The following is an 18,571-nucleotide window of genomic DNA, read 5'->3' as shown; positions in this document are numbered from 1 at the left end:
GGAGATCGGGAGCGGATTGGTCGCACCGACCGTCGGCTATTCGACATCCGACACCGGGTCAGCTTCCGAGGATCAGCAGCAGCGCGGTGGCCACCACCCCCGCGCCGAGCACCACGGTGATCGGGCGCGGCCCGAGCACCGCGTGCCGGCGGTCGGCGAGCACCCGTGCCGGCACCAGGCCGATCAGTGGCCCGAGTAGGGTCACCACAAGCGCCAGCACCGGCATCCCGACGGCCAGGTCGCCCCCGTACCCGACGCCGAGCGCCCGCGCGCCGGTGCCCAGGGCGTACGCCAGCACCGCGCCCGCCACTCCGCAGAGCGCGAGCAGCGGGTTCACCGAACCGGGCAGCTCGCCGGGCTGGCCGGCCCGGTCGAGCAGGTCCCGGGCACGGCTGAGCAGCAGCACCGGGTCGGTCGCCCCGGTGCCGTTGGTGGGCGCGGGCGGGCCGCCGAGGCGACGGTCGCCCAGTCGGGCGCGTACCTGCTGCCACAGGTGCGCGGCCTCCGCGTCGACGTGTTCCTGCTGCTCGCGTGCCGCGACCAGTTCCTGCTCGGCGGCGCGTACCTGGTCGGTGGCGTCGGCGACGGCCTGGTCGGCCGCCGCGCACTGCCGCTCGTACCAGGTGTGCGCCTCGGCGCGCTGCTCGCGGACCCGGGCGGTCAGTTCGGCCAGTCGCCGTAGCTGGGCGGCGTACGTCTCACTGGTCACCGGTTGGTTCATCGCGACGGTCCATAGGGGATGATCACCTGTCCGGTGCGGTGCACCGCCCGGTCGAAGAAGAGCCCCCGCCACGGGCGGGGATACCAGTCCGGGCCGCCGGTGCCCGGGTAGAGCGAGGCGCCCAGCTCACCGCCGTGCGCGTCGAGCGCCACCCAGGCGCCGATCTGGTCGGTGCGGGCGGCCGGGCCGCCCAGGTCGGCGCGCATCCGGGCCACACCCCGCCACCAGGCCAGCACGTGGGTGCGGCGTTCCGGCCCGTCGTGCAGGATCCGGCGCAGCTGTTCCAGGCCGGTACGCCGACCGGCCGGCGCGGCGAGGGTGCCGGCCGCCGCGTCGACGGCGAACAGCAGCAGGTAGTGCGGGCTGCCCGCGCCGCCGAGACCGTCGGCCGTCTCGGCCATCAGCTCGCCGACTGTCTCCTCGTCGTACCAGTTGGCGTCGTCGGCCAGGTCCTCGTAGAGGGCGCGGGCGATCGGGTCGGCGTCCGCGTCGAGGCAGGCGATGGAGAAGCGCGCGGTGCCGCTCGGGTGTTGGCGGGCCAGGGAGCGGGCCGCCGCGTCCAGCACGGCGCACGCCTCGTCGACCCTTGTGCCCAGCACCGCGAGGTTGCGTCCGGGGGCGCGGGGGAGCCGCAGCGCCGCCGAGCGGGACTGCACGTCGATGATCTCGCCGAGCAGGGCCGCCGGGCTGCGCGGGGCGCTGCCGTCCGCCGGGGCTTGCAGCGCGCGGTAGTCCGGGGCCTCGGCAAGCCGGGGGATCGCGTCGCCGTCGAAGAGCCGCGCCGGTGCCGCGTCGGCCGGACGCATCCGCCACAGCCGGTGCTGGAGTTGGCTCCACGTCTCCCAGTCGCTTGCCGACGGGATCCGGGCGACCTCGTTGCCCTCCACCATGCCCGACTCGGCATTGACCACCGCGTGCCAGCGGGGCAGCGACTGCGCGGCGTCGTTGCGTTCGGCGAGGATCCGCAGTGCCTTGGGCAGCGCGATGCGTAACGTGAACTGGGCGACCAGCGCGGGACGGCCCCACAGCGCCTCGATGCCCCGCACGTCCTGCGAGGCGAGCACCAGGTGGATGCCCTGCGAGCGGCCCCGCCGCGCCAGGTCCTCCAGCAGGTCGGCCGCCTCCCGGGCGACGACGTCGCGCCCGGCCAGCAGCATCTGGAACTCGTCGACCACGGCGACGATCCGGGGCCAGTGCCCGGTGGGGTCGACCGCGCGCAGCTCGGCCAGCTTGGTCACCTCGTGCTTCTTCGCCGCGTCGGCGCGGCGACGCAGCTCCTCGGTGAGGAACCGCAGCAGCGCCAACCCGAACTCCCGGTCGGTGTTGACGTTGATACCGACCAGGCGCATGTGCGGCAGCCAGCTCGGGTCGCGCCGGCCCTGCGCGAACCGGGCGAACGACACCCCCTCCTTGAAGTCGAGCAGGTAGAACTCCAGCTCGGAGGGGGAGTAGCGGGCGGCCAGCGCGCCGATCCAGGCGAAGATCAGGTTGGTCTTGCCGGTGCCGGAAGGGCCGCCGATCAGCGCGTGCGGCGGGTAGTCGCCAAGCGTCAGGCGGACCGGGCGGCCCTGCGGCCCCTCGCCGATCGGGGCGGTCAACCCGCTGGCCGAGTCCTCCCGCCACATCTGCTCCGGCGGCGGGAGCAGGTCGGTGAACGGCGTCGGCGGTGGGCCGGCGTTCACCCGGGCCGCGATCTCCCGGCAGGTCTCGGTGACAAGCGTCGCGGGCGGCGGTGGGTCCAGTCGGACCGGCAGCCCGGACGGCCCGCCGATCAGGGCGCCTGACGCCCCGGCCACCACCCGGGTCACCGTCGGGTCGTCGGGCAGCGGGATGCCCCGCACCACCAGGTGCACCCCGCAGGCCGCGCCGGCCCGTACCACGCGTTCGAGCTGGCCGCGTTCGTGCCTGCTCAGCTCGTCGCCGCCGAGCAGCACCGCCACCCGCCACGGTTCGGGGCGGCGGCCGGTCGCCGAGGCCAGTTCCCGCAGCGAGCCGTGTTCGCCGGCCAGCACCGTCTCGTTGATCCGGCGGATCTGCTCCACCAGGTCGTCGAGCAGCCCGCCGAGGCCACCCGGGCCGACGAAGGTGAGCAGCCCGGCCGTGCCCAGCGGGGCGAACCCGGCCAGGCCGCCGCCGAGGTGCTCCGGGTCGTACCCGATCAGCCGGACCGCCCCGGGGTCGGCGCGGCCGGCGGCGCGCAGCAGCAGCGCGGACACCACGGCGTCGCAGCCGGCGCGGTCGTCACCGGAGAGGTGGACGTGCCCGGCGTCGAGCAGCGGCACCAGCGCCGGCACCGGGTCGACGTCGTCGAGGTGGACAGTGCCGATCCGCAGCGCTCCCGGCGGCTCGGCGCGGCGGGTGGGGGTGGGTGTCCACCCCGGCCAGTCGGCGCCGGCGCAGCCGGGCGCCTCCCGCAGGGCGGCGTCGGCGGCGTGCCGGGCGAGCTGCGCGATGCGGGCGGAGTGCCGGGCGTCGATCTCGGCGAGCCGGCGGTCGCGTTGGGCGCCCACCCGCTGCGGTACGGCGGCGGCCGCCCGCCGGACCCGGGTCAGCCGCTCGCGACCGGCGGTCAGGTCGGCCTGGGCGGCCGACAACCGGGTACGCGTCGCGCCCAGCGCCTCACCGAGGGTCTCCCGGATCCGGGTGGCCAGTTGGCCGCGCCGGTCAGCCATCGGAACCCCGGCGGGTGGGCGCGTCCCGCCACGGGCTGCCCGTTCGCGGCGGCAGCCCACCGGAACGCTGGGTGCCGTTGCCCGCCGGTCGTTGACCCGCGCCGCCGGTGCGCTGGCCCACGCGTGTCGGCTGTCCCGTGCCCGTCGGCTGCGGCCCGGCGCCTGGCTGTCCCGCGCCGCCCGGCCGTGGCTCGGCGTGCGCGGGCAGGTCACGGCCGAGTCGGGTGAGCAGCAGCCCGGTCGCCACGCCCGCGGTCACCGCCGAGTCGGCGGCGTGTGGTGGCTCTCCCGAGGCGCGTGGCGGCGGCATCCGGCACACCCGGGTCAGCAGCGTCTCCAGCACCGGCGGCGGCAACCCGGGCAGCAGATCGCGGACGCGGCCGTCCAGCTCGCCGCGCAGCCGGCCGAGGTCGGCGGCGCGGGGCGGATGCCCCAGCAGTTCGCCGGCCAGTTCCCGTAGCAGCGGCGGTGCCAGCGCGGCCAACCCCAGCCCCACGTCGGCGGGGGCGCGGCGCAGCTCGGTACGCAGCCGGTCCCGGTCACCCGCGCGGACGCCGCCGACGACCCGGCGCAGCAGCTCCCGCGGGTCGTTCAACCGCTCGTCGGGTTCGTCGTCGGCGCCCTCGCCATCGCGCCCTCCGGTCAGCTCCGCCACCCGCACCGACCACCAGCGGCGCATCCGGACCTGCTGGGCGGACTCCGGCGGCACGGCGGTCGGCCCGGCGTCCGGCGGCGTGTCGTGTCGGGGAGCGCGCTGCTCCTGCCGGGGCGGGGGAGCGCCGTCCCCGGCCAGGCCGATCGCGGCCAGGTACGCCGAGAGCTGCTCCTGGGCCACCCGCAGCGCGTACCCGGCGCTCTCGGCGTGCTCGGTGGCGGCGGACAGCTCCGGCACCCCCATCGGGTTCGCCGATTCCTGGCGTACCCAGCGCAGCCGCTCCGCGGCCAGGCCGAACTTCTCCAGTGCCTGCCCGAGCAGGGCCACCGGGAACTCCTCGCTGGCGGCGCGGACCTGCCCACCGACTTCCTCGATGATGGACATGGCGGCCTACAGGGTGGCGACGTAGAGCTGCGCCTGCTCCACCGCGACGAGTGTCGCGGCGAGACAGTCCTCCAACTCCTGGCTGGCCTGGGTCAGCGAGGCCTGGGCCGCCTCGACTGTCTCGTGCCCGCTGCCCTCCAGGGCGCCGGCCAGGGTCTGCTGCGCCTCGGCCAGTTTCTCGCCGGCCGCCTGCACGGCTGTCTGCCCGTCCCCGATCTGTTGGAGGGCGACATCGATGGCAGCCTTCAGCTCGGCGACGCTCGCCACTGCGGAACCTCCTGGGGGCGGGGAGATCTCCATTAGAGCCTATCGGCGTCGCGGAAAGAACATCCGCCCTGTCGGTGTTCCTGCCCGCCTGTCCGGAAGGCCCCCGGAAGCGCCGGGAGTCCGTTCTGTGGGAGTCCCAGTGCGAGAACTTCTCAACTCTCGCGGAGCCAGCGCGGCCCGTACACCTCGGCGCCCAGGGCCGTGACCCGCTCGCGCAACTCCCGGTCGGCGGTCACCACCAGCCGCCGGCGCCGCGGAGCGCCCGCGACCAGATCGACCACGCTGTCGTCGCCCGAGCCGGGAGCGGAGACCACCCGTACGACGTCCGTGCCGGGCACGTCCCGCGCGGCGCCCTCGACCACCAGGACCACCTCGACGGGCGCGGGCAGCCGGGCCGGCAGCCCGACGGTCGCCACCGGGGCGAGGGAGTCGCGCAGCCGCGCGGCGGCCCCGGCGCGGTCCCGCCACCACCCGTTCGGGCGTGAGCCCACCACGTTGGCGCCGTCCACGATCAGCAGCGGGGTGTCATCCATGTCGCCAGCCTGCCACCACCGGTGGGGTGCGGGCCGGACGCCACACCCGAACCGCCCGCGTGCCCGGTGCGGCGTTTGTCGGGCCCCGCGCCGGGTAGCCCCTGCCGACCGTGCCGCGCCCGACTGCGGAGGACAGACATGATGGGACCCGGTGACCTCGGCTCCGACCCGTGGGACGAATTCCTGGCCCGGTACTTCGGCCGGGGTGAGGGAGGACGCCGACCGCCGCACCGGGTCGACATCACCCGCCTGATGACTGCCGACGCCCGGGAGATGCTGGCCGACGCGGCCCGCCGGGCGGCGCAACGGCACAGCAGCGACCTGGACACCGACCACCTGCTCTGGGCGGCGCTGCAACGCGAACCCCTGCGGGACCTGGTCCGGCGTGCCGGCGCCGACCCGGACACGCTGCTCAACGCGCTCGGCGGCAAGGGCGACGGCGCGCCGCGCGGCGAGGTGCCACCCAACCTGTCGTTGACCCCGGCGGCCAAGCGGGCGCTTCTCGACGCCCACCAGCTGTCCCGGGCGATGGGCGCCAACTACATAGGCCCCGAGCACATCCTCATGGCGCTGCCGCTCAACCCGGAGTCGCCGGCCGGCCGGATGCTGGCCGCCGGCCGGATCCAACCCGAGTCGTTGCAGGCCGCCAACGCCGAGCGCGGCCCGATGAACGGCCCGAAGCCGGACCGCGGCACCCCCACCCTCGACCAGTACGGGCAGGACCTCACCGACCTGGCCCGCAACGACCAGATCGACCCCGTGATCGGGCGGGCCGACGAGATCGAGCAGGCCGTCGAGATCCTGTCCCGGCGTACCAAGAACAACCCGGTGCTGATCGGCGAGGCAGGTGTCGGCAAGACCGCAATCGTCGAAGGGCTGGCCGAGCGGATCTGCGACGGGGACGTGCCGCAGACCCTGCTCGGCAAGCGTGTCGTCCAACTGGACCTGGCCGGCCTGGTCGCCGGCACCCGCTACCGGGGCGACTTCGAGGAGCGGCTGAAGAAGGTGATCGACGAGATCCGGGCGCACCGGGACGAGCTGATCATCTTCATGGACGAGATCCACACTCTGGTCGGCGCCGGTGGCGCCGGCAGCGAGGGCGGGATGGACGCGTCGAACATGCTCAAACCGGCACTGGCCCGCGGTGAGCTGCGCGTCATCGGCGCCACGACCCTCGACGAGTACCGCAAGAGCATCGAGAAGGACGCCGCGCTGGCCCGGCGCTTCCAGCCCGTGCTCGTGCCCGAGCCCGGCGTCGACGACACGATCGCCATCCTGCGGGGCCTGCGCGACAGGTACGAGGCACACCACCAGGTGCGCTTCACCGACGAGGCGCTCGTCGCGGCCGCCGAGCTGTCCGACAGGTACGTCACCGACCGGTTCCTGCCGGACAAGGCCATCGACCTCATCGACCAGGCCGGCGCGCGGGTGCGGCTGCGCACCCGCACCCCGGCCTCCGACGTGCGGGAGCTGGAACAGGAACTCGACGAGGTACGCCGGGACAAGGAGCAGGCCGTCACCGACGAGCAGTACGAGCGCGCCTCGGCGCTGCGCGACCGGATCTCCGAGCTGGAGGAGGAGATGCGCCGCGCCAACGGCGACGACGGCGCGACCTCCCAGGTGCCCGAGGTGGGCCCGCAGGAGATCGCCGAGGTGGTCTCCCGGGCCACCGGCATCCCGGTCAGCCAGCTCACCGAGGAGGAACGCGACAGGCTGCTGCGCCTGGAGGGCCACCTGCACGAGAAGGTCGTCGGCCAGGACGACGCGGTCACCGCTGTCGCCGAGGCGGTCCGCCGCTCCCGCGCCGGGCTGGCCGACCCGGAGCGCCCGATGGGCAGTTTCCTGTTCCTCGGCCCGACCGGCGTGGGCAAGACCGAGCTGGCCCGCGCGCTGGCCGAGGCGCTGTTCGGCGAGGCGGACCGGATGGTGCGCGTCGACATGAGCGAGTTCCAGGAACGGCACACGGTCAGTCGGCTCGTCGGCGCCCCGCCCGGGTACGTCGGCTACGAGGAGGCCGGCCAGCTCACCGAGGCGGTGCGTCGCCGCCCGTACGCGGTGGTGCTGCTCGACGAGATCGAGAAGGCCCACCCGGACGTGTTCAACATCCTGCTCCAGGTGCTCGACGACGGGCGGTTGACCGACAGTCAGGGCCGTACGGTGAACTTCAAGAACACCGTACTGATCATGACGAGCAACCTCGGCTCGGAGCTGATCACCGGCACCCAGCGGGCCGTCGGGTTCGGGACCGGCGCGCCGGGCAGCGAGCAGGAGAACGACGAGCTGCGCGAACGGCTCATGCGCCGCCTCCAGGAGAACTTCCGGCCGGAGTTCCTCAACCGCATCGACGAGGTGATCATCTTCCGTCGGTTGGAGGCCGAGCAGCTGCGCGACATCACCGCTCTGCTGCTGGAGGAGACCCGCCGCCGGCTGCACGCCCAGGACATCCAGGTCGAGTTCACCACCGCCGGCATCGACTGGCTCGCCGAGCACGGCTACCAGCCGGAGTTCGGGGCCCGCCCGCTGCGCCGGGTGATCCAGCGGGAGGTGGACAACCACCTGTCCCGGATGCTGCTGGAGTCGGCTATCTCGCCCGGACAGAAGGTCACAGTGGACGCTCGCGACGGGTCGCTCGCCTTCGACGTCGCCGCTGGCGAGCGGGGGTACACCGCCGCCACGACGACACACCCGCGATGAGCGGGGAGCGACGAGGCGAGCCCGGGGAGCCGCACGAGGACGCGGACTCCGAGCAGGCCCGGGACGAGGACGACCATCCCGACCCGATCCTGGCCTCGCCCACCGCGAACCCCCGCCGTACGCGGGTGCCACCGGAGGGCCTGCACCCGAAGACCGACCAGGACGACCCGGAGACGTCCGACCGCCGCCCGCGAGAGGAGACCTGATGGTACGCGAAGCTCGGCTCGACCCCGAGGTGGAAGTGCTCTGGGAGGACTTCCACGCCGAGGTCAACGTTCCGTCGGAGCAGTTGCGCACGTGGCTGCTGACCCGGGGGTCCGGTGAGGAGTCGTTCGGGTCCAACCCGACCCTCGACCTGCCCCAGCCGGGCCGGGAGATCCTCAAGGTGCTCAACAAGCGCAAGGTCGACCTCACCCCGGAGGACATCGAGGTGATGCGGGAGGCGGTCGAGCGGATCCGGGAGCTGATGGACGCCAAGCCGCCACGCGGCAACGCCGACGACACGTGGCGGCACTCCCTGCTCGACCTGGGTCACGACCCGCTCGTCGAACGCTGAACGGCGCCACACGCCTGCGGTGCCGTCCCGGTTCGGAACGGCACCGCAGGCGTCATGTTACTGGCCCTGGTTGGGCTCCAGGCTGCCGATGGTCAGCCCCGCCGCGTCGGCCGCGGCGTCCCGGTCCCCGCGGGTCTGGTCCTCGCGGCTGAGCAGATTGGCGTACTCGGTGACGTCGGCCGGGTCGGGCACCTCCGGCAGACGGCGCAGGAACGCCTCCACCTCGCGGGTGGCGGCGGTGTGCGCGGCGGCCGCCTGGCGCAGCAGTTCCCGGTCGTCGGCGGGCGGGTAGAGGTCGGTCATGCCCGCCGGTTACCCCGCCAACGGCCGTTCGCACCGCCGGCGGCGGATCATCACCCGCCCGGGTGGACTCACACCCCACTGGGCTGGCGCACACCGAACCCCGGATTGCGCAGCAGCCAGTCCAGGTAGGTCGGATGCGGCGCCAGCGAGTCGGTGTACGCCGCCTTGGCCATCTGCAACACGAGCGGGGCGCTGCGGGCGGCGGGGGAGTCCGGGTGCCAGCCCAGCAGCAGCCGCCACCGCAGCGGGACCCCGGCCAGCCGGCGGGTGACCAGCCCCGCCACCGGCCGGAACGTGGCCTGGCACAACGCCACCGCCACGCCCGCCTCCACCAGGTCGACGCAGCCGCGGATGTCGGTCTCGTACACCTTGCGGGGGGTGAAGCCGGCGCGGGCGCAGGCGGCGGCGAAGCAGTCGCTGAAACAGCCGTCACCGGGCGCTGCCACCCACTGCTCATGACGCAGGTCGCCCAGGCTCACCTCGTCGTGGCCCGCCAGGGGGTGGGTCTCGGGCAGCAGCACCAGCACCGGGTCGACTGACACCTCCCGCCAGCTCAACCCGAACCCGGCCGACGGGCTGGCATCCCCGCACACCCCCGCCAGCGCGAAGTCCAGCCGACCGCCCGCCACCAGCTGCGCCAGCTCGTCCACCGACCACGAGGCGTACGTGGTGATCTGGGCGGGTGGATGCTCGGCGGCCAGCCGGTGCACCAGCCGGCCCAGGATCGGGCTGTTCACCCCGCCGAACCGGTAGCACGGCGGGGCGTCGCCGGAGCCGGCCAGCCGGGCCGCCTCGTCCTGCAACCCCTTCATGGCCGGCAGCAGCACCCGGGCGCGGGCCAGCACCAGCTCACCGAGCGCGGTGGGACGCGCGCCGCGCCGGTCTCTGTCGAACAGCGGACCGCCAAGCGTCCGTTCGATCCGCTGAAGCTGGGCGGTGAGCGCCGGCTGAGCCAGGCCGAGCGCCGACGCCGCCTTGGTCACGCTCCCCGTCTCCGCGATGGCGCAGACCACCCGCAGGTGACGCAACTCCAGGTTCATACGGTGACGGTAGGACTACGCCGCAGCCGGCGGAAGAGCCCGAAGGTATCGGTGAGATTGAATGCACAGACGGGCGTCGCCGCCGGTCACCCGCGCGGTGGCTCCGGCAGGTCCGCCAGGTACGTCGGCCGCCGGGTCACCGCGTCGCGGACCTTGTCCACCACACCCACCGCCGGCTCGACGATGCGGTTCCACGGCGGGGTCGCCGGAGTGCCCGGGTGCGGCCGGGTCGGCGCCGCCTCCTCGGCGATCTCCAGCCGGTTGCCCAGCCGGATCAGCTCCTCCGCGGTGGCCACCTCGCGCAGCTCGGCGACCAGCGCGCCCACCCCCTGGACGTGCCGGCGCACCCGCGCGGCGACCTCGGTCACCGTCTCGTCCGACAGCCCCTTGAGGACTCCCAGCAGCGCCGCGTCGGCGTTGATCTCGGCGTCCACCCGCTCGTCCGCGTTCGGCAGCGCGGCCCGCGCCGCGGGCAGCAGGTACTGCTCCTCCGCCGACAGGTGCCGCGACAGCGCGGCGGTGAGCACGGCCAGGCCCTCCTGCGGCGTGCTGTCCGGGCCGGTCAGATGGTCCAGCAGCGTCAGCAGCTGCTGGTGCTCCCGGTCCACGATGTCGGCGATGCTGCGGCCACCGGGACGGTAGCCCTCGTCGGGCGCGGGCGGCAGCGGCGGCAGGGGAACGGCGGACATGGTGCCCTCCTCGACTGGCGGGCGGAAGCTCCGGCAGGGGACGTACGGTCGACCGCGGCGATACCCGGACACGTTCGCGGCGAAACCGGACCCGTCGATGCGTCCCACCCGCGCCGCCGGTGCGCCGGCCCGTCAGGCGGCTCGGGCTGGTATGAAGAGGCGATGACGAGCGAACCCACAGCGGAGGTCGTGGACCTCTGCCGCGACCTGCTGCGTATCGATACCACCAACACGGGGGACAACGACACCAGCGTCGGTGAGCGCCGCGCCGCCGAGTACGTGGCGGAGAAGCTCGCCGAGGTGGGAGTCGAATCCGTCCTGCACGAGTCCGCCCCGGGCCGGGCGAACGTCGTGGCCCGCATCCCCGGCACCGATCCGAGCCGGGGCGCGCTGCTGGTGCACGGCCACCTGGACGTGGTGCCCGCCGACGCCGACGAGTGGTCCGTGCACCCCTTCTCCGGCGAGGTGCGCGACGGCTACCTGTGGGGTCGGGGCGCCATCGACATGAAGGACTTCGACGCCATGGTGCTCGCCGTGGTGCGGCACTGGCAGCGCACCGGCGTGCGGCCCCCGCGCGACATCGTGCTCGCGTACACCGCCGACGAGGAGGCGGGCAGCGACTACGGGGCGCGGTTCCTGGTGGAGAACCACCGTGACCTCTTCGACGGCTGCACCGAGGCGATCGGGGAGGTCGGCGGCTTCTCCTACTCGGTCAACGACAGCCAGCGGCTCTACCTCATCGAGACCGCCGAGAAGGGCATCGACTGGCTGCGGCTGCACGCCAAGGGCCGCCCCGGGCACGGCTCGATGGTGCACGACGACAACGCCGTGACCGCCCTGGCCGAGGCGGTCGCCCGGATCGGCAGGCACCGCTTCCCGGTCGTGGTCACCGACACCGTGCGGGCGTTCCTGGAGGAGGTGTCCGACCTGCTCGGCATCGAGCTGGACCCGAACGACCCGGAGACGGCGATCGCCAAGCTCGGCCCGATCGCCAACATCATCGGCGCGACCATCCGCAACACGGCCAACCCGACCCGGCTCAGCGCCGGCTACAAGGACAACGTCATCCCCGGCCGGGCCACCGCCACCATCGACTGCCGCAGCCTGCCCGGCCAGTCCGAGCTGCTGGAACGGCAGCTGCGCGAGCTGGTCGGCCCGGACATCGCCATCGAGTACGTCCAGCGGCAGCCGGCCCTGGAGACCACCTTCGACGGCGACCTGGTCGAGGCCATGTCGGCGGCGCTGCGGGCCGAGGACCCGGGCGCGCGTCCGGTTCCGTACATGCTCTCCGGCGGCACCGACGCCAAGGCGTTCTCGCAGCTCGGCATCCGCTGCTTCGGTTTCGCCCCGCTGCGGCTGCCCGCCGATCTGAACTTCTCCGCGTTGTTCCATGGCATCGACGAGCGCGTTCCGGTCGACGGACTACAGTTCGGCGTGCGGGTTCTCGACCGGTTCCTCCGCACCTGCTAGCCGTGTCCGGTAGCTGCACCCGGCGCGTTACCTCCCCATCGTGAAGGGACTGCCCCACATGACCGACCAGCACGGTGAGCTGGACGCCGCTCTCGAGCGGGTGATCGAAGCGGCCCGTCACCACCTGGCCGCCGTACGTGCCGCGCAGGGCCGCGTCGACGACGACGACGTCTGGCAGGCGTACGTCGCGTTGAACAACGCCTCCTTCGCGTACGACGAGCGTCTGCTCGACGCGTTCGGCGAGGTGACGCCGTGGGACGTCGACTCGATCGACCCGGACGAGGCCGACGAGCGTTTCGGCGGCCCCGAGGGGTCCGAGGCCAGCGACCCGCACCCGCGTGTCATCTCGGTACGCCAGCGCCGCGACTACCGGGTGCCGAGCGTCTCGGCGCTGCTGCGGGTGGCCGAGGCGGCCCGCCGTGAGGGCACCCCGGAGGACGACGAGCCGGCGCCGGTGGAGGGTGTCGGCGAGGCGGTGCTGGAGTTGCTGCAGAGCGGCGACGGCTCACTCGGCGCGCTTGACGTCCCCGAGTTGGAGCCCCTCGACGGGGTGGTCATGGTCAGCGAGGTGGGCACCCCCGTCGACCTGGAGTCGTTCGACGACGACGACGCGGTCGGCCCGTTCCAGCCCGCGGCCGACGACCGGCTGGTCGGGCGGCTCGACGAGCACCCGTTCCTGGAGCTCGACGACGACCACGACCACGCCGGGCACCAGCACTAGGCCGTGTGTCGCCCGGGGCTCACGCGAGCCCCGGGCGGCCGGCCCCCTCAGTACGACAGGCCCGGCTGCGGCTGGTTGACCCGTCGACGGCGCAGCACCACCTGGCGCGTGCCGTCGCGGAACAGCCGTACCCGGGCCAACTCCCATCCGGAGAACTCCGCCTGGATCGCCAACTGCGCCGCGGCGGTCAACCGGTCGACGTTCGGCGGCAGCCGCAGCGGCGCGTACTCGTAGTCCATGCCACCATGCTGCCCAGCCCAGCGGCCGTTCGCCACCCCTTGCGGGGTGACCGATGCCGCTACCGGCGGGTCAGCTGTCGCGCTCCGGGTAGCCCACCGGGACGGCGGAGACGTCGTCCAACGCGGTGATGATCTCCTCGGGCAGGGTGATCCGTTCCACCTGGAGCGCGCCGAGCAGCTGCCCCACCGTCCGGGCGCCGAGGATCGGCGCGGTCACGCCGGGCCGGTCCCGGATCCACGCCAGCGCCACCTCCAGCGGCGACACGCCGAGCCCGCCGGCCGCTGTCGCCACCGCCTCGACGATGCTGGAGCAGCGCGGCTCCAGGTACGTCGCCACGAACCGCTCGAAGTGCGGCGAGGCGGCCCGCGAGTCCGCGGGCCGGCCGTGCCGGTACTTGCCGGTGAGCACCCCCCGTCCCAGCGGCGACCAGGGCAGCACGCCGAGGCCGAGCGCGTCGCACGCGGGCAGCACCTCCCGCTCGACGCCCCGCTCCAGCAGCGAGTACTCCACCTGGGCGGCCACCACGGGCGCCCGGCCGGGCCAGGCGGTCTGCCAGGCGGCGGCCCGCGCGGTCTGCCAGCCGGAGAAGTTCGACACGCCGACGTAGCGGACCTTGCCGCTGGCCACCGCGTGGTCCAGGGCGGCCAGGGTCTCCTCCAGGGGGGTGTCCGGGTCGTACCCGTGCACCTGGAACAGGTCGACGTGGTCGGTGCCGAGCCGGCGCAGCGACGCGTCCAGGGTCCGCAGCAGGTGCCCGCGGGAGCCGTCCCGGCGCCGGCCGCTGCCCGGGCGCAACCCGGCCTTGGTGGCGATCAACAGCTCGTCGCGGGGCACGAGGGAGCCCAGCAGGGAGCCGATCACCGACTCGGCGTCACCGTCGCCGTACACGTCGGCGGTGTCGATCAGGTTGCCGCCCGCGTCCAGGTAACTCTTCAGCTGGGCGGCCGCGTCGTCGGCGTCGGTGTCCCGACCCCAGGTCATGGTGCCGAGCGCGAGCCGGGAAACCGCCAGCCCGCTTCGGCCGAGCGGTCGCTGTTGCATGGGTGAACCTTATTTCGAACCTGCCGCCACCGATATCCTCGCTCCCGTATCTCTGCCGGTTCTGCCGGTTCCGCCGTCCTGGGCTGCCCTGATGGAGGGGGGACCAAAGGTGTCGAGCCGGTGATCGGGTCCGTTACCGGCATTGCGTAACCTGGTGCGACCTGTGCCACGGATGGGGGAGGACCAGTGCGACTAGGGCTCAGCCTCGGATACCAGACGGCGTGGAGCACGCCGGCCGACCACCTGGCGCTGGCCCAGGAGGCGGACCGGCTCGGCTACTCGGTGGTGTGGGCGGCGGAGGCCTACGGCTCCGACTCGCCGAGCATGCTCGCCTGGATGGCCGGCCAGACCGAACGGATCGACGTCGGCGCGGCGGTGATGCAGATCCCCGCCCGTACGCCGGCGGCCACGGCGATGACAGCGGCCACCATCGACGCGCTCTCCGGCGGCCGGTTCCGGCTCGGGCTGGGGGTGTCCGGTCCGCAGGTCTCCGAGGGCTGGCACGGCGTGCGCTTCGCCAAGCCGCTGGGCCGCACCCGCGAGTTCGTCGACATCGTCAAGCTCGCCATCGCCCGCAAGGAGGTGGCGTACGACGGCGAGCACTACACGTTGCCGCTGCCGGACGGCCCCGGCAAGGCGCTGCGCCTGGGATTCCACCCGCCCCGCGAGCACATCCCGATCTACCTGGCGGCGGTGGGCCCGAAGAACCTGGAGCTGGCCGGCGAGATCGCCGACGGCTGGCTCGCCGTGTTCTACTCCCCGGAGTTCGCCGACGAGCAGCTCGCCTCCGTCGCCGCCGGGCGCGCGAAGGTCGGCAAGGAGCTTGCCGGTTTCGACGTGGTGCCGTCGGTGCCCGTGGTGATCGGCGACGACGTGGCGTCCTGCGCCGAGCTGGTCCGCTGGTACGCCGCCCTCTACGTGGGTGGGATGGGCAGCCGGCAGCAGAACTTCTACAACCAGCTCGCCACCCGGATGGGCTACGGCGACGCCGCCCGCGAGGTGCAGGACCTGTACCTGGCCAAGCGGCAGCGCGACGCCGCGGCGGCCGTACCCATGGAGTTCATCGACCGCACCTCGCTGCTGGGCCCGAAGGAGCGCGTCGCCGAGCGGATGCGCGAGTACGCGGCGGCCGGTGTCACCACGCTGTCGGTGTCCCTGTTCGTGGCCGACCGGGACAGCGGTGTGCAGACCCTGCGGACCGTGGCCGAAGCTCTCGACCTCTCGGGAGTCGGCGAGTGACCTGGGTCGAGGCCATCGTCCTGGGCATCGTCCAGGGACTTACCGAGTTCCTTCCGGTCAGCTCGTCGGGGCATCTGCGGATCACCTCGGCGATCTTCTTCGACCGGGACGCCGGGGCGTCGTTCACCGCGGTCACCCAGCTCGGCACCGAGGCCGCCGTGCTGATCTACTTCGCCAAGGACATCTGGCGGATCACCCGGACCTGGCTGGTCGGCATCCGGGACGCGTCGGTCCGTTCCAGCCTCGACTACCGGATGGGCTGGTACGTGATCGTCGGCTCGATCCCGATCGGGCTGTTCGGTTTCGTGTTCAAGGACCAGATCAAGACGGCCGGGCGCAACCTGTGGGTGGTGGCGACCACGCTTATCGTGTTCGCGTTCGTGCTGGCGTTCGCCGAGTACTGGGGGCGGCAGACCCGTACGTTGGAGAACTTCCGGATGAAGGACGGCGTGGTGATGGGTTTCGCCCAGGCCATGGCGCTGATCCCCGGGGTGTCCCGCTCCGGTGGCACGCTCACCGCGGGCCTGCTGCTCAACCTGACCCGGGAGGCGGCGGCACGGTACTCGTTCCTGCTGGCCATCCCGGCGGTGGTGATGTCCGGCGTGTTCAGCCTCGGGGACGTCTTCGAGCCGTCCGCTCCGGGCACGTCGGCGCCGTCGGTGGCGCAGATGATCGTGGCGACGGCGATCGCCTTCGGCATCGGCTACGCGGCCATCGCGTGGCTGCTGCGCTACGTCGCCCACCACACCCTGTACGTCTTCGTGCTGTACCGGGTCGCGCTGGGCACCCTGGTCTTCGCCCTGCTGCTGACGGGGACGATCAGCGCCACCTGATCAGCCTCCGCCGTACCGGCCCTCGATCCCCGCGCGGCGGGTGTCGGGGGCCGGTTGCATTGAGGGCATTTCGTGTATTTCCGACATTGCGCGCCTAGTCTGTCCCTGTCGGGGTGGCGATCCGCCTCCAACTCGCGGGAAGGGGGCCGGCCGTGACCGCCAGCGGCGCGAGGCGCGGGCGGGGGAGGCCGCCGAGACGCAACCTCGTCGCGGTCGTCTCGATCGTCGTGCTCTCCGGCGCCTTCTTCGGCTACGACCAGGGCGTCATCAGCGGGGCGCTGCGCGACATCCGCCAGACCTTCCACGCGGACACCTTCGCCGTCGAGATCGCGGCTAGTTGGGTGACCCCGGGGGCGCTGGTGGGCGCGCTGCTCGGCGGTCACCTCGCGGACCGGATCGGTCGCCGGGGGGCGCTGCGGGTCGCCGCCATGACGTTCGCGGCGGGCACGATCGTCCAGGCGTTCGCGCCGGTGATGGGAGTCATGTTCGGTGCCCGGTTGATCTTGGGCCTCGGTATCGGAGTGGCCTCGGTCGCCGGCCCGATGTACGCGGCGGAGGCCGCGCCGGAACGGATCCGGGGCAGCCTCCTGGCGATCTACCAGTTCTCCACCACGTTCGCGATCTTCATCGGCTATCTCGCCGACGAACTGTTCGAGGCGGGCGACTCGTGGCGTTACCTGCTGGCGGCAGCCGCGCTGCTGGGGGTGGCCCTCGCCCTGGTCACCACCGTGATCCCCGACTCGGCCGTCTGGTATTTCGGGCGGGGGGACAAGCGCCGGGCCGAGGCGTCGCTGCGGGCGACCGTGCCGGAGCAGAAGGTCTGCCACCGGATGGACGCCATCGACAAGAGCCTCTCGGCAGGGAAGGCGGGCTGGCGGGAGGTGCTCTCCCACGAGTGGCGACGTCCGTTGGTGCTCGGGGTGGGTCTGGCCCTGTTCCAGCAGTTGACAGGCATCAACGGGATCATCTACTACGCCGACCCGATCTTCTCGGCCGCCGGCTTTCACACCCCGGGCGAGCAGTTGGCCGCGACCACCTGGGCGATCGGCGGGGTCGACTCGCTGTTCACGCTTGTCGCGGTCGCCTTCCTGGATCGGCTCGGCCGCCGTCCGCTGCTGCTGGTCGGGCTGCTCGGCATGGCGATCTCGCTCGTGGTGGTGAGCGTCAGCTTCGCGAAGATGCCGCTGGGAGTCGGGTCGGCAGGGGCGGCGGGGCACCACCCCAGCGACGCGGGCATCTTCCTGCTGATCGGTGTGGTCATGTTCGTGGCGTTCTACGCGATGTCGATCGGCCCGACCGCGTGGACCGTGATCAACGAGATATTTCCGGGCCGCATCCGGGGCCGCTGCGTGGCGGTGGCCTCCGCGACCCACTGGGGCACCGAGTACCTCGTCACGCAGTTCTTCCTGACCATGCTCAGTGCCCTGGGGCGCTCGGGCGTGTTCGCGTTGTTCGCCGGCACCTGTGTGCTCGGGTTCCTGTTCGTCTGGCGCTACCTGCCGGAGACCAAGGGCAAGACCCTCGAGCAGATCCAGCAGATGTGGCAGTCCGACAGCCGCGCCCGGCATCCGCACCGCGCGGACGGCGAACCCCGGTGAGGGTCGGCTGTCGGTTGCTGCCGTCACTTTGCGGTTTCTGACTCCCCGCGCAGGTGGCGAGCGTACGGTTTGCGAGGTAAGGCCCCGACAACGGCTTATAGCCATATCATCCGCTTTTGCCGGCTTCTGGCCGTGGTCTCACGGAAGCCCCTGGCGGGTGGCTCCCGCTCCACAGTCGCGAAGGACCAGCACAGTGCATCTGACACCGAAGGAATTCGACAAGCTGACGATCCTCTCGATGGCCATGGTCGCCAACGCCCGCAAGGCACGGGGGATCAAGCTGAACCACCCCGAGGCTGTCGCGGTGATCTGTGCCGCCGCCCTTGAGGGCGCCCGGGAGGGCAAGACCGTCGAAGAGGTCATGAACGACTCCCGCAACGTCCTGGGCGTCGACGACGTGATGCCGGGCGTGCCGGACATGCTGCCCATGCTCCAGGTCGAGGCGGTGTTCACCGACGGCTCGCGACTGGTCACCGTGCACTCACCGATCCAGTAGCCCGCGGCTCTCCAGGAAGGCGGAGCAGAAATGACCAAGCAGCATCCCGGCCCCAACTCCAAGCACCTTCGACCCATCGGCGGCTACATCCTCAGCGACCAGCCGCTGGAGTTGAACGAGGGCCGGCCGGTGACGGAGATCGTCGTCCAGAACACCGGTGACCGGCCCATCCAGGTCGGCTCGCACTTCCATTTCTTCGAGACCAACCGGATGCTCGCGTTCGACCGCGATGCGGCCTTCGGCAAGCGGTTGAACATTCCGGCGACGACATCCATCCGCTTCGAGCCGGGCGACAAGAAGACGGTGCAGCTCGTCCCCTTCGGTGGACAGCAGCGGGTGTACGGGTTCAACGGACTGGTGCAGGGATGGACCGGCAGCCAGTCGGCGCCGAGCTACCGGCCGGACCGGACCGAGGCGAT

At 72.8% G+C, this 18,571-nt stretch carries 19 protein-coding genes and 1 pseudogene; 10 read left to right on the top strand and 10 right to left on the bottom strand.

Annotated features, from left to right (window positions below; genetic code table 11):
• Positions 1-58 precede the first annotated feature (58 nt).
• The 5 genes from ACFY1S_RS24825 to ACFY1S_RS24805 form a co-directional block, all read right to left on the bottom strand.
• On the bottom strand, positions 59-721 hold the full coding sequence (locus ACFY1S_RS24825; RefSeq protein WP_387122436.1) for a hypothetical protein: 663 nt from the start codon (positions 719-721) through the stop codon (positions 59-61).
• Complete coding sequence (locus ACFY1S_RS24820) at positions 718-3,393, bottom strand: FtsK/SpoIIIE domain-containing protein (protein WP_387122433.1); 2,676 nt, start codon at positions 3,391-3,393, stop codon at positions 718-720. The genes ACFY1S_RS24825 and ACFY1S_RS24820 overlap by 4 nt, the downstream gene beginning before the upstream one ends.
• Positions 3,386-4,432, bottom strand: coding sequence for a hypothetical protein (locus ACFY1S_RS24815; protein WP_387122429.1), 1,047 nt, complete (start codon positions 4,430-4,432; stop codon positions 3,386-3,388). Before ACFY1S_RS24815 ends, ACFY1S_RS24820 begins: the two co-directional genes overlap by 8 nt.
• Positions 4,433-4,438: 6 nt before the next feature.
• A complete protein-coding gene (locus ACFY1S_RS24810; RefSeq protein ID WP_139587705.1) occupies positions 4,439-4,699 on the bottom strand; it encodes a hypothetical protein in 261 nt (86 codons plus the stop codon).
• Between the two features lie 152 nt (positions 4,700-4,851).
• Positions 4,852-5,232 (bottom strand): hypothetical protein, encoded by a 381-nt coding sequence (locus ACFY1S_RS24805; RefSeq protein ID WP_387122426.1) that lies wholly within the window; start codon positions 5,230-5,232, stop codon positions 4,852-4,854.
• Between the two features lie 138 nt (positions 5,233-5,370).
• On the opposite strand from ACFY1S_RS24805, the gene ACFY1S_RS24800 reads away from it, so the two are divergent.
• The 3 genes from ACFY1S_RS24800 to ACFY1S_RS24790 are packed head-to-tail and all read left to right on the top strand — an operon-like array spanning position 5,371 to position 8,482.
• Complete coding sequence (locus ACFY1S_RS24800) at positions 5,371-7,926, top strand: ATP-dependent Clp protease ATP-binding subunit (protein ID WP_387122422.1); 2,556 nt, start codon at positions 5,371-5,373, stop codon at positions 7,924-7,926.
• Positions 7,923-8,132 carry a hypothetical protein gene (locus tag ACFY1S_RS24795; protein WP_364365539.1) on the top strand — a complete coding sequence of 70 codons (210 nt, stop codon included), beginning with the start codon at positions 7,923-7,925 and terminating at the stop codon, positions 8,130-8,132. The genes ACFY1S_RS24800 and ACFY1S_RS24795 overlap by 4 nt, the downstream gene beginning before the upstream one ends.
• Complete coding sequence (locus ACFY1S_RS24790; protein WP_139587701.1) at positions 8,132-8,482, top strand: DUF3140 domain-containing protein; 351 nt, start codon at positions 8,132-8,134, stop codon at positions 8,480-8,482. Before ACFY1S_RS24795 ends, ACFY1S_RS24790 begins: the two co-directional genes overlap by 1 nt.
• 57 nt (positions 8,483-8,539) lie before the next feature.
• Here the strand turns inward: ACFY1S_RS24790 and ACFY1S_RS24785 are convergent, their stop codons facing one another.
• The 3 genes from ACFY1S_RS24785 to ACFY1S_RS24775 form a co-directional block, all read right to left on the bottom strand.
• The gene (locus tag ACFY1S_RS24785; RefSeq protein ID WP_139587700.1) at positions 8,540-8,785 is read right to left on the bottom strand and encodes a hypothetical protein; all 246 of its coding nucleotides are present in this window, start codon (positions 8,783-8,785) and stop codon (positions 8,540-8,542) included.
• A 68-nt stretch (positions 8,786-8,853) separates the two neighbouring features.
• Positions 8,854-9,825 (bottom strand): LysR family transcriptional regulator, encoded by a 972-nt coding sequence (locus tag ACFY1S_RS24780; RefSeq protein ID WP_364365535.1) that lies wholly within the window; start codon positions 9,823-9,825, stop codon positions 8,854-8,856.
• Between the two features lie 86 nt (positions 9,826-9,911).
• Positions 9,912-10,514, bottom strand: coding sequence for a hemerythrin domain-containing protein (locus tag ACFY1S_RS24775; RefSeq protein WP_387122417.1), 603 nt, complete (start codon positions 10,512-10,514; stop codon positions 9,912-9,914).
• 162 nt (positions 10,515-10,676) lie between these two features.
• Here ACFY1S_RS24775 and ACFY1S_RS24770 point away from each other — a divergent pair, with 162 nt between their 5' ends.
• A complete protein-coding gene (locus tag ACFY1S_RS24770; protein ID WP_387122414.1) occupies positions 10,677-11,984 on the top strand; it encodes a M20/M25/M40 family metallo-hydrolase in 1,308 nt (435 codons plus the stop codon).
• A 58-nt stretch (positions 11,985-12,042) separates the two neighbouring features.
• The gene (locus ACFY1S_RS24765; protein WP_364365528.1) at positions 12,043-12,705 is read left to right on the top strand and encodes a hypothetical protein; all 663 of its coding nucleotides are present in this window, start codon (positions 12,043-12,045) and stop codon (positions 12,703-12,705) included.
• Between the two features lie 47 nt (positions 12,706-12,752).
• Here ACFY1S_RS24765 and ACFY1S_RS24760 read toward each other — a convergent pair whose 3' ends face one another.
• Together ACFY1S_RS24760 and ACFY1S_RS24755 are read right to left on the bottom strand one after the other, a co-directional pair.
• On the bottom strand, positions 12,753-12,944 hold the full coding sequence (locus ACFY1S_RS24760; protein WP_053655860.1) for a DUF5703 family protein: 192 nt from the start codon (positions 12,942-12,944) through the stop codon (positions 12,753-12,755).
• A 70-nt stretch (positions 12,945-13,014) separates the two neighbouring features.
• Positions 13,015-13,986: an aldo/keto reductase gene (locus ACFY1S_RS24755; protein ID WP_357990096.1), complete on the bottom strand. Its 972-nt coding sequence runs from the start codon at positions 13,984-13,986 to the stop codon at positions 13,015-13,017.
• Positions 13,987-14,172: 186 nt separating this feature from the next.
• On the opposite strand from ACFY1S_RS24755, the gene ACFY1S_RS24750 reads away from it, so the two are divergent.
• The 5 genes and pseudogenes from ACFY1S_RS24750 to ACFY1S_RS24730 all read left to right on the top strand — a co-directional run.
• Complete coding sequence (locus ACFY1S_RS24750) at positions 14,173-15,225, top strand: LLM class F420-dependent oxidoreductase (protein ID WP_364365520.1); 1,053 nt, start codon at positions 14,173-14,175, stop codon at positions 15,223-15,225.
• A complete protein-coding gene (locus ACFY1S_RS24745) occupies positions 15,222-16,058 on the top strand; it encodes an undecaprenyl-diphosphate phosphatase (RefSeq protein ID WP_387122409.1) in 837 nt (278 codons plus the stop codon). Before ACFY1S_RS24750 ends, ACFY1S_RS24745 begins: the two co-directional genes overlap by 4 nt.
• Positions 16,059-16,210: 152 nt before the next feature.
• Entirely contained in the window at positions 16,211-17,656 is a 1,446-nt protein-coding gene (locus ACFY1S_RS24740; protein WP_387122402.1) for a sugar porter family MFS transporter, read from the top strand.
• A 193-nt stretch (positions 17,657-17,849) separates the two neighbouring features.
• Entirely contained in the window at positions 17,850-18,152 is a 303-nt protein-coding gene (locus tag ACFY1S_RS24735; protein WP_387122399.1) for an urease subunit gamma, read from the top strand.
• A 30-nt stretch (positions 18,153-18,182) separates the two neighbouring features.
• A pseudogene (locus ACFY1S_RS24730) lies at positions 18,183-18,518 on the top strand (urease subunit beta); the annotation flags it as partial.
• Between the last annotated feature and the right edge of the window lie 53 nt (positions 18,519-18,571).

The sequence above is a fragment of the Micromonospora sp. NPDC000663 genome, assembly GCF_042898105.1.
Classification (GTDB): domain Bacteria; phylum Actinomycetota; class Actinomycetes; order Mycobacteriales; family Micromonosporaceae; genus Micromonospora.
Note: the sequence above shows the minus strand (reverse complement) of the source record. Positions and strands in the feature narration are given on the sequence as shown.

Excerpts from the sequence above, each read along its gene's own strand:
- ACFY1S_RS24825 (WP_387122436.1), bottom strand. The coding sequence starts at position 721 with ATGAACCAACCGGTGACCAGTGAGACGTACGCCGCCCAGCTACGGCGA.
- ACFY1S_RS24795 (WP_364365539.1), top strand. The coding sequence starts at position 7,923 with ATGAGCGGGGAGCGACGAGGCGAGCCCGGGGAGCCGCACGAGGACGCG.
- ACFY1S_RS24765 (WP_364365528.1), top strand. The coding sequence starts at position 12,043 with ATGACCGACCAGCACGGTGAGCTGGACGCCGCTCTCGAGCGGGTGATC.
- ACFY1S_RS24780 (WP_364365535.1), bottom strand. The coding sequence starts at position 9,825 with ATGAACCTGGAGTTGCGTCACCTGCGGGTGGTCTGCGCCATCGCGGAG.
- ACFY1S_RS24820 (WP_387122433.1), bottom strand. The coding sequence starts at position 3,393 with ATGGCTGACCGGCGCGGCCAACTGGCCACCCGGATCCGGGAGACCCTC.
- ACFY1S_RS24755 (WP_357990096.1), bottom strand. The coding sequence starts at position 13,986 with ATGCAACAGCGACCGCTCGGCCGAAGCGGGCTGGCGGTTTCCCGGCTC.
- ACFY1S_RS24815 (WP_387122429.1), bottom strand. The coding sequence starts at position 4,432 with ATGTCCATCATCGAGGAAGTCGGTGGGCAGGTCCGCGCCGCCAGCGAG.
- ACFY1S_RS24770 (WP_387122414.1), top strand. The coding sequence starts at position 10,677 with ATGACGAGCGAACCCACAGCGGAGGTCGTGGACCTCTGCCGCGACCTG.
- ACFY1S_RS24805 (WP_387122426.1), bottom strand. The coding sequence starts at position 5,232 with ATGGATGACACCCCGCTGCTGATCGTGGACGGCGCCAACGTGGTGGGC.
- ACFY1S_RS24785 (WP_139587700.1), bottom strand. The coding sequence starts at position 8,785 with ATGACCGACCTCTACCCGCCCGCCGACGACCGGGAACTGCTGCGCCAG.
- ACFY1S_RS24775 (WP_387122417.1), bottom strand. The coding sequence starts at position 10,514 with ATGTCCGCCGTTCCCCTGCCGCCGCTGCCGCCCGCGCCCGACGAGGGC.
- ACFY1S_RS24790 (WP_139587701.1), top strand. The coding sequence starts at position 8,132 with ATGGTACGCGAAGCTCGGCTCGACCCCGAGGTGGAAGTGCTCTGGGAG.
- ACFY1S_RS24760 (WP_053655860.1), bottom strand. The coding sequence starts at position 12,944 with ATGGACTACGAGTACGCGCCGCTGCGGCTGCCGCCGAACGTCGACCGG.
- ACFY1S_RS24800 (WP_387122422.1), top strand. The coding sequence starts at position 5,371 with ATGATGGGACCCGGTGACCTCGGCTCCGACCCGTGGGACGAATTCCTG.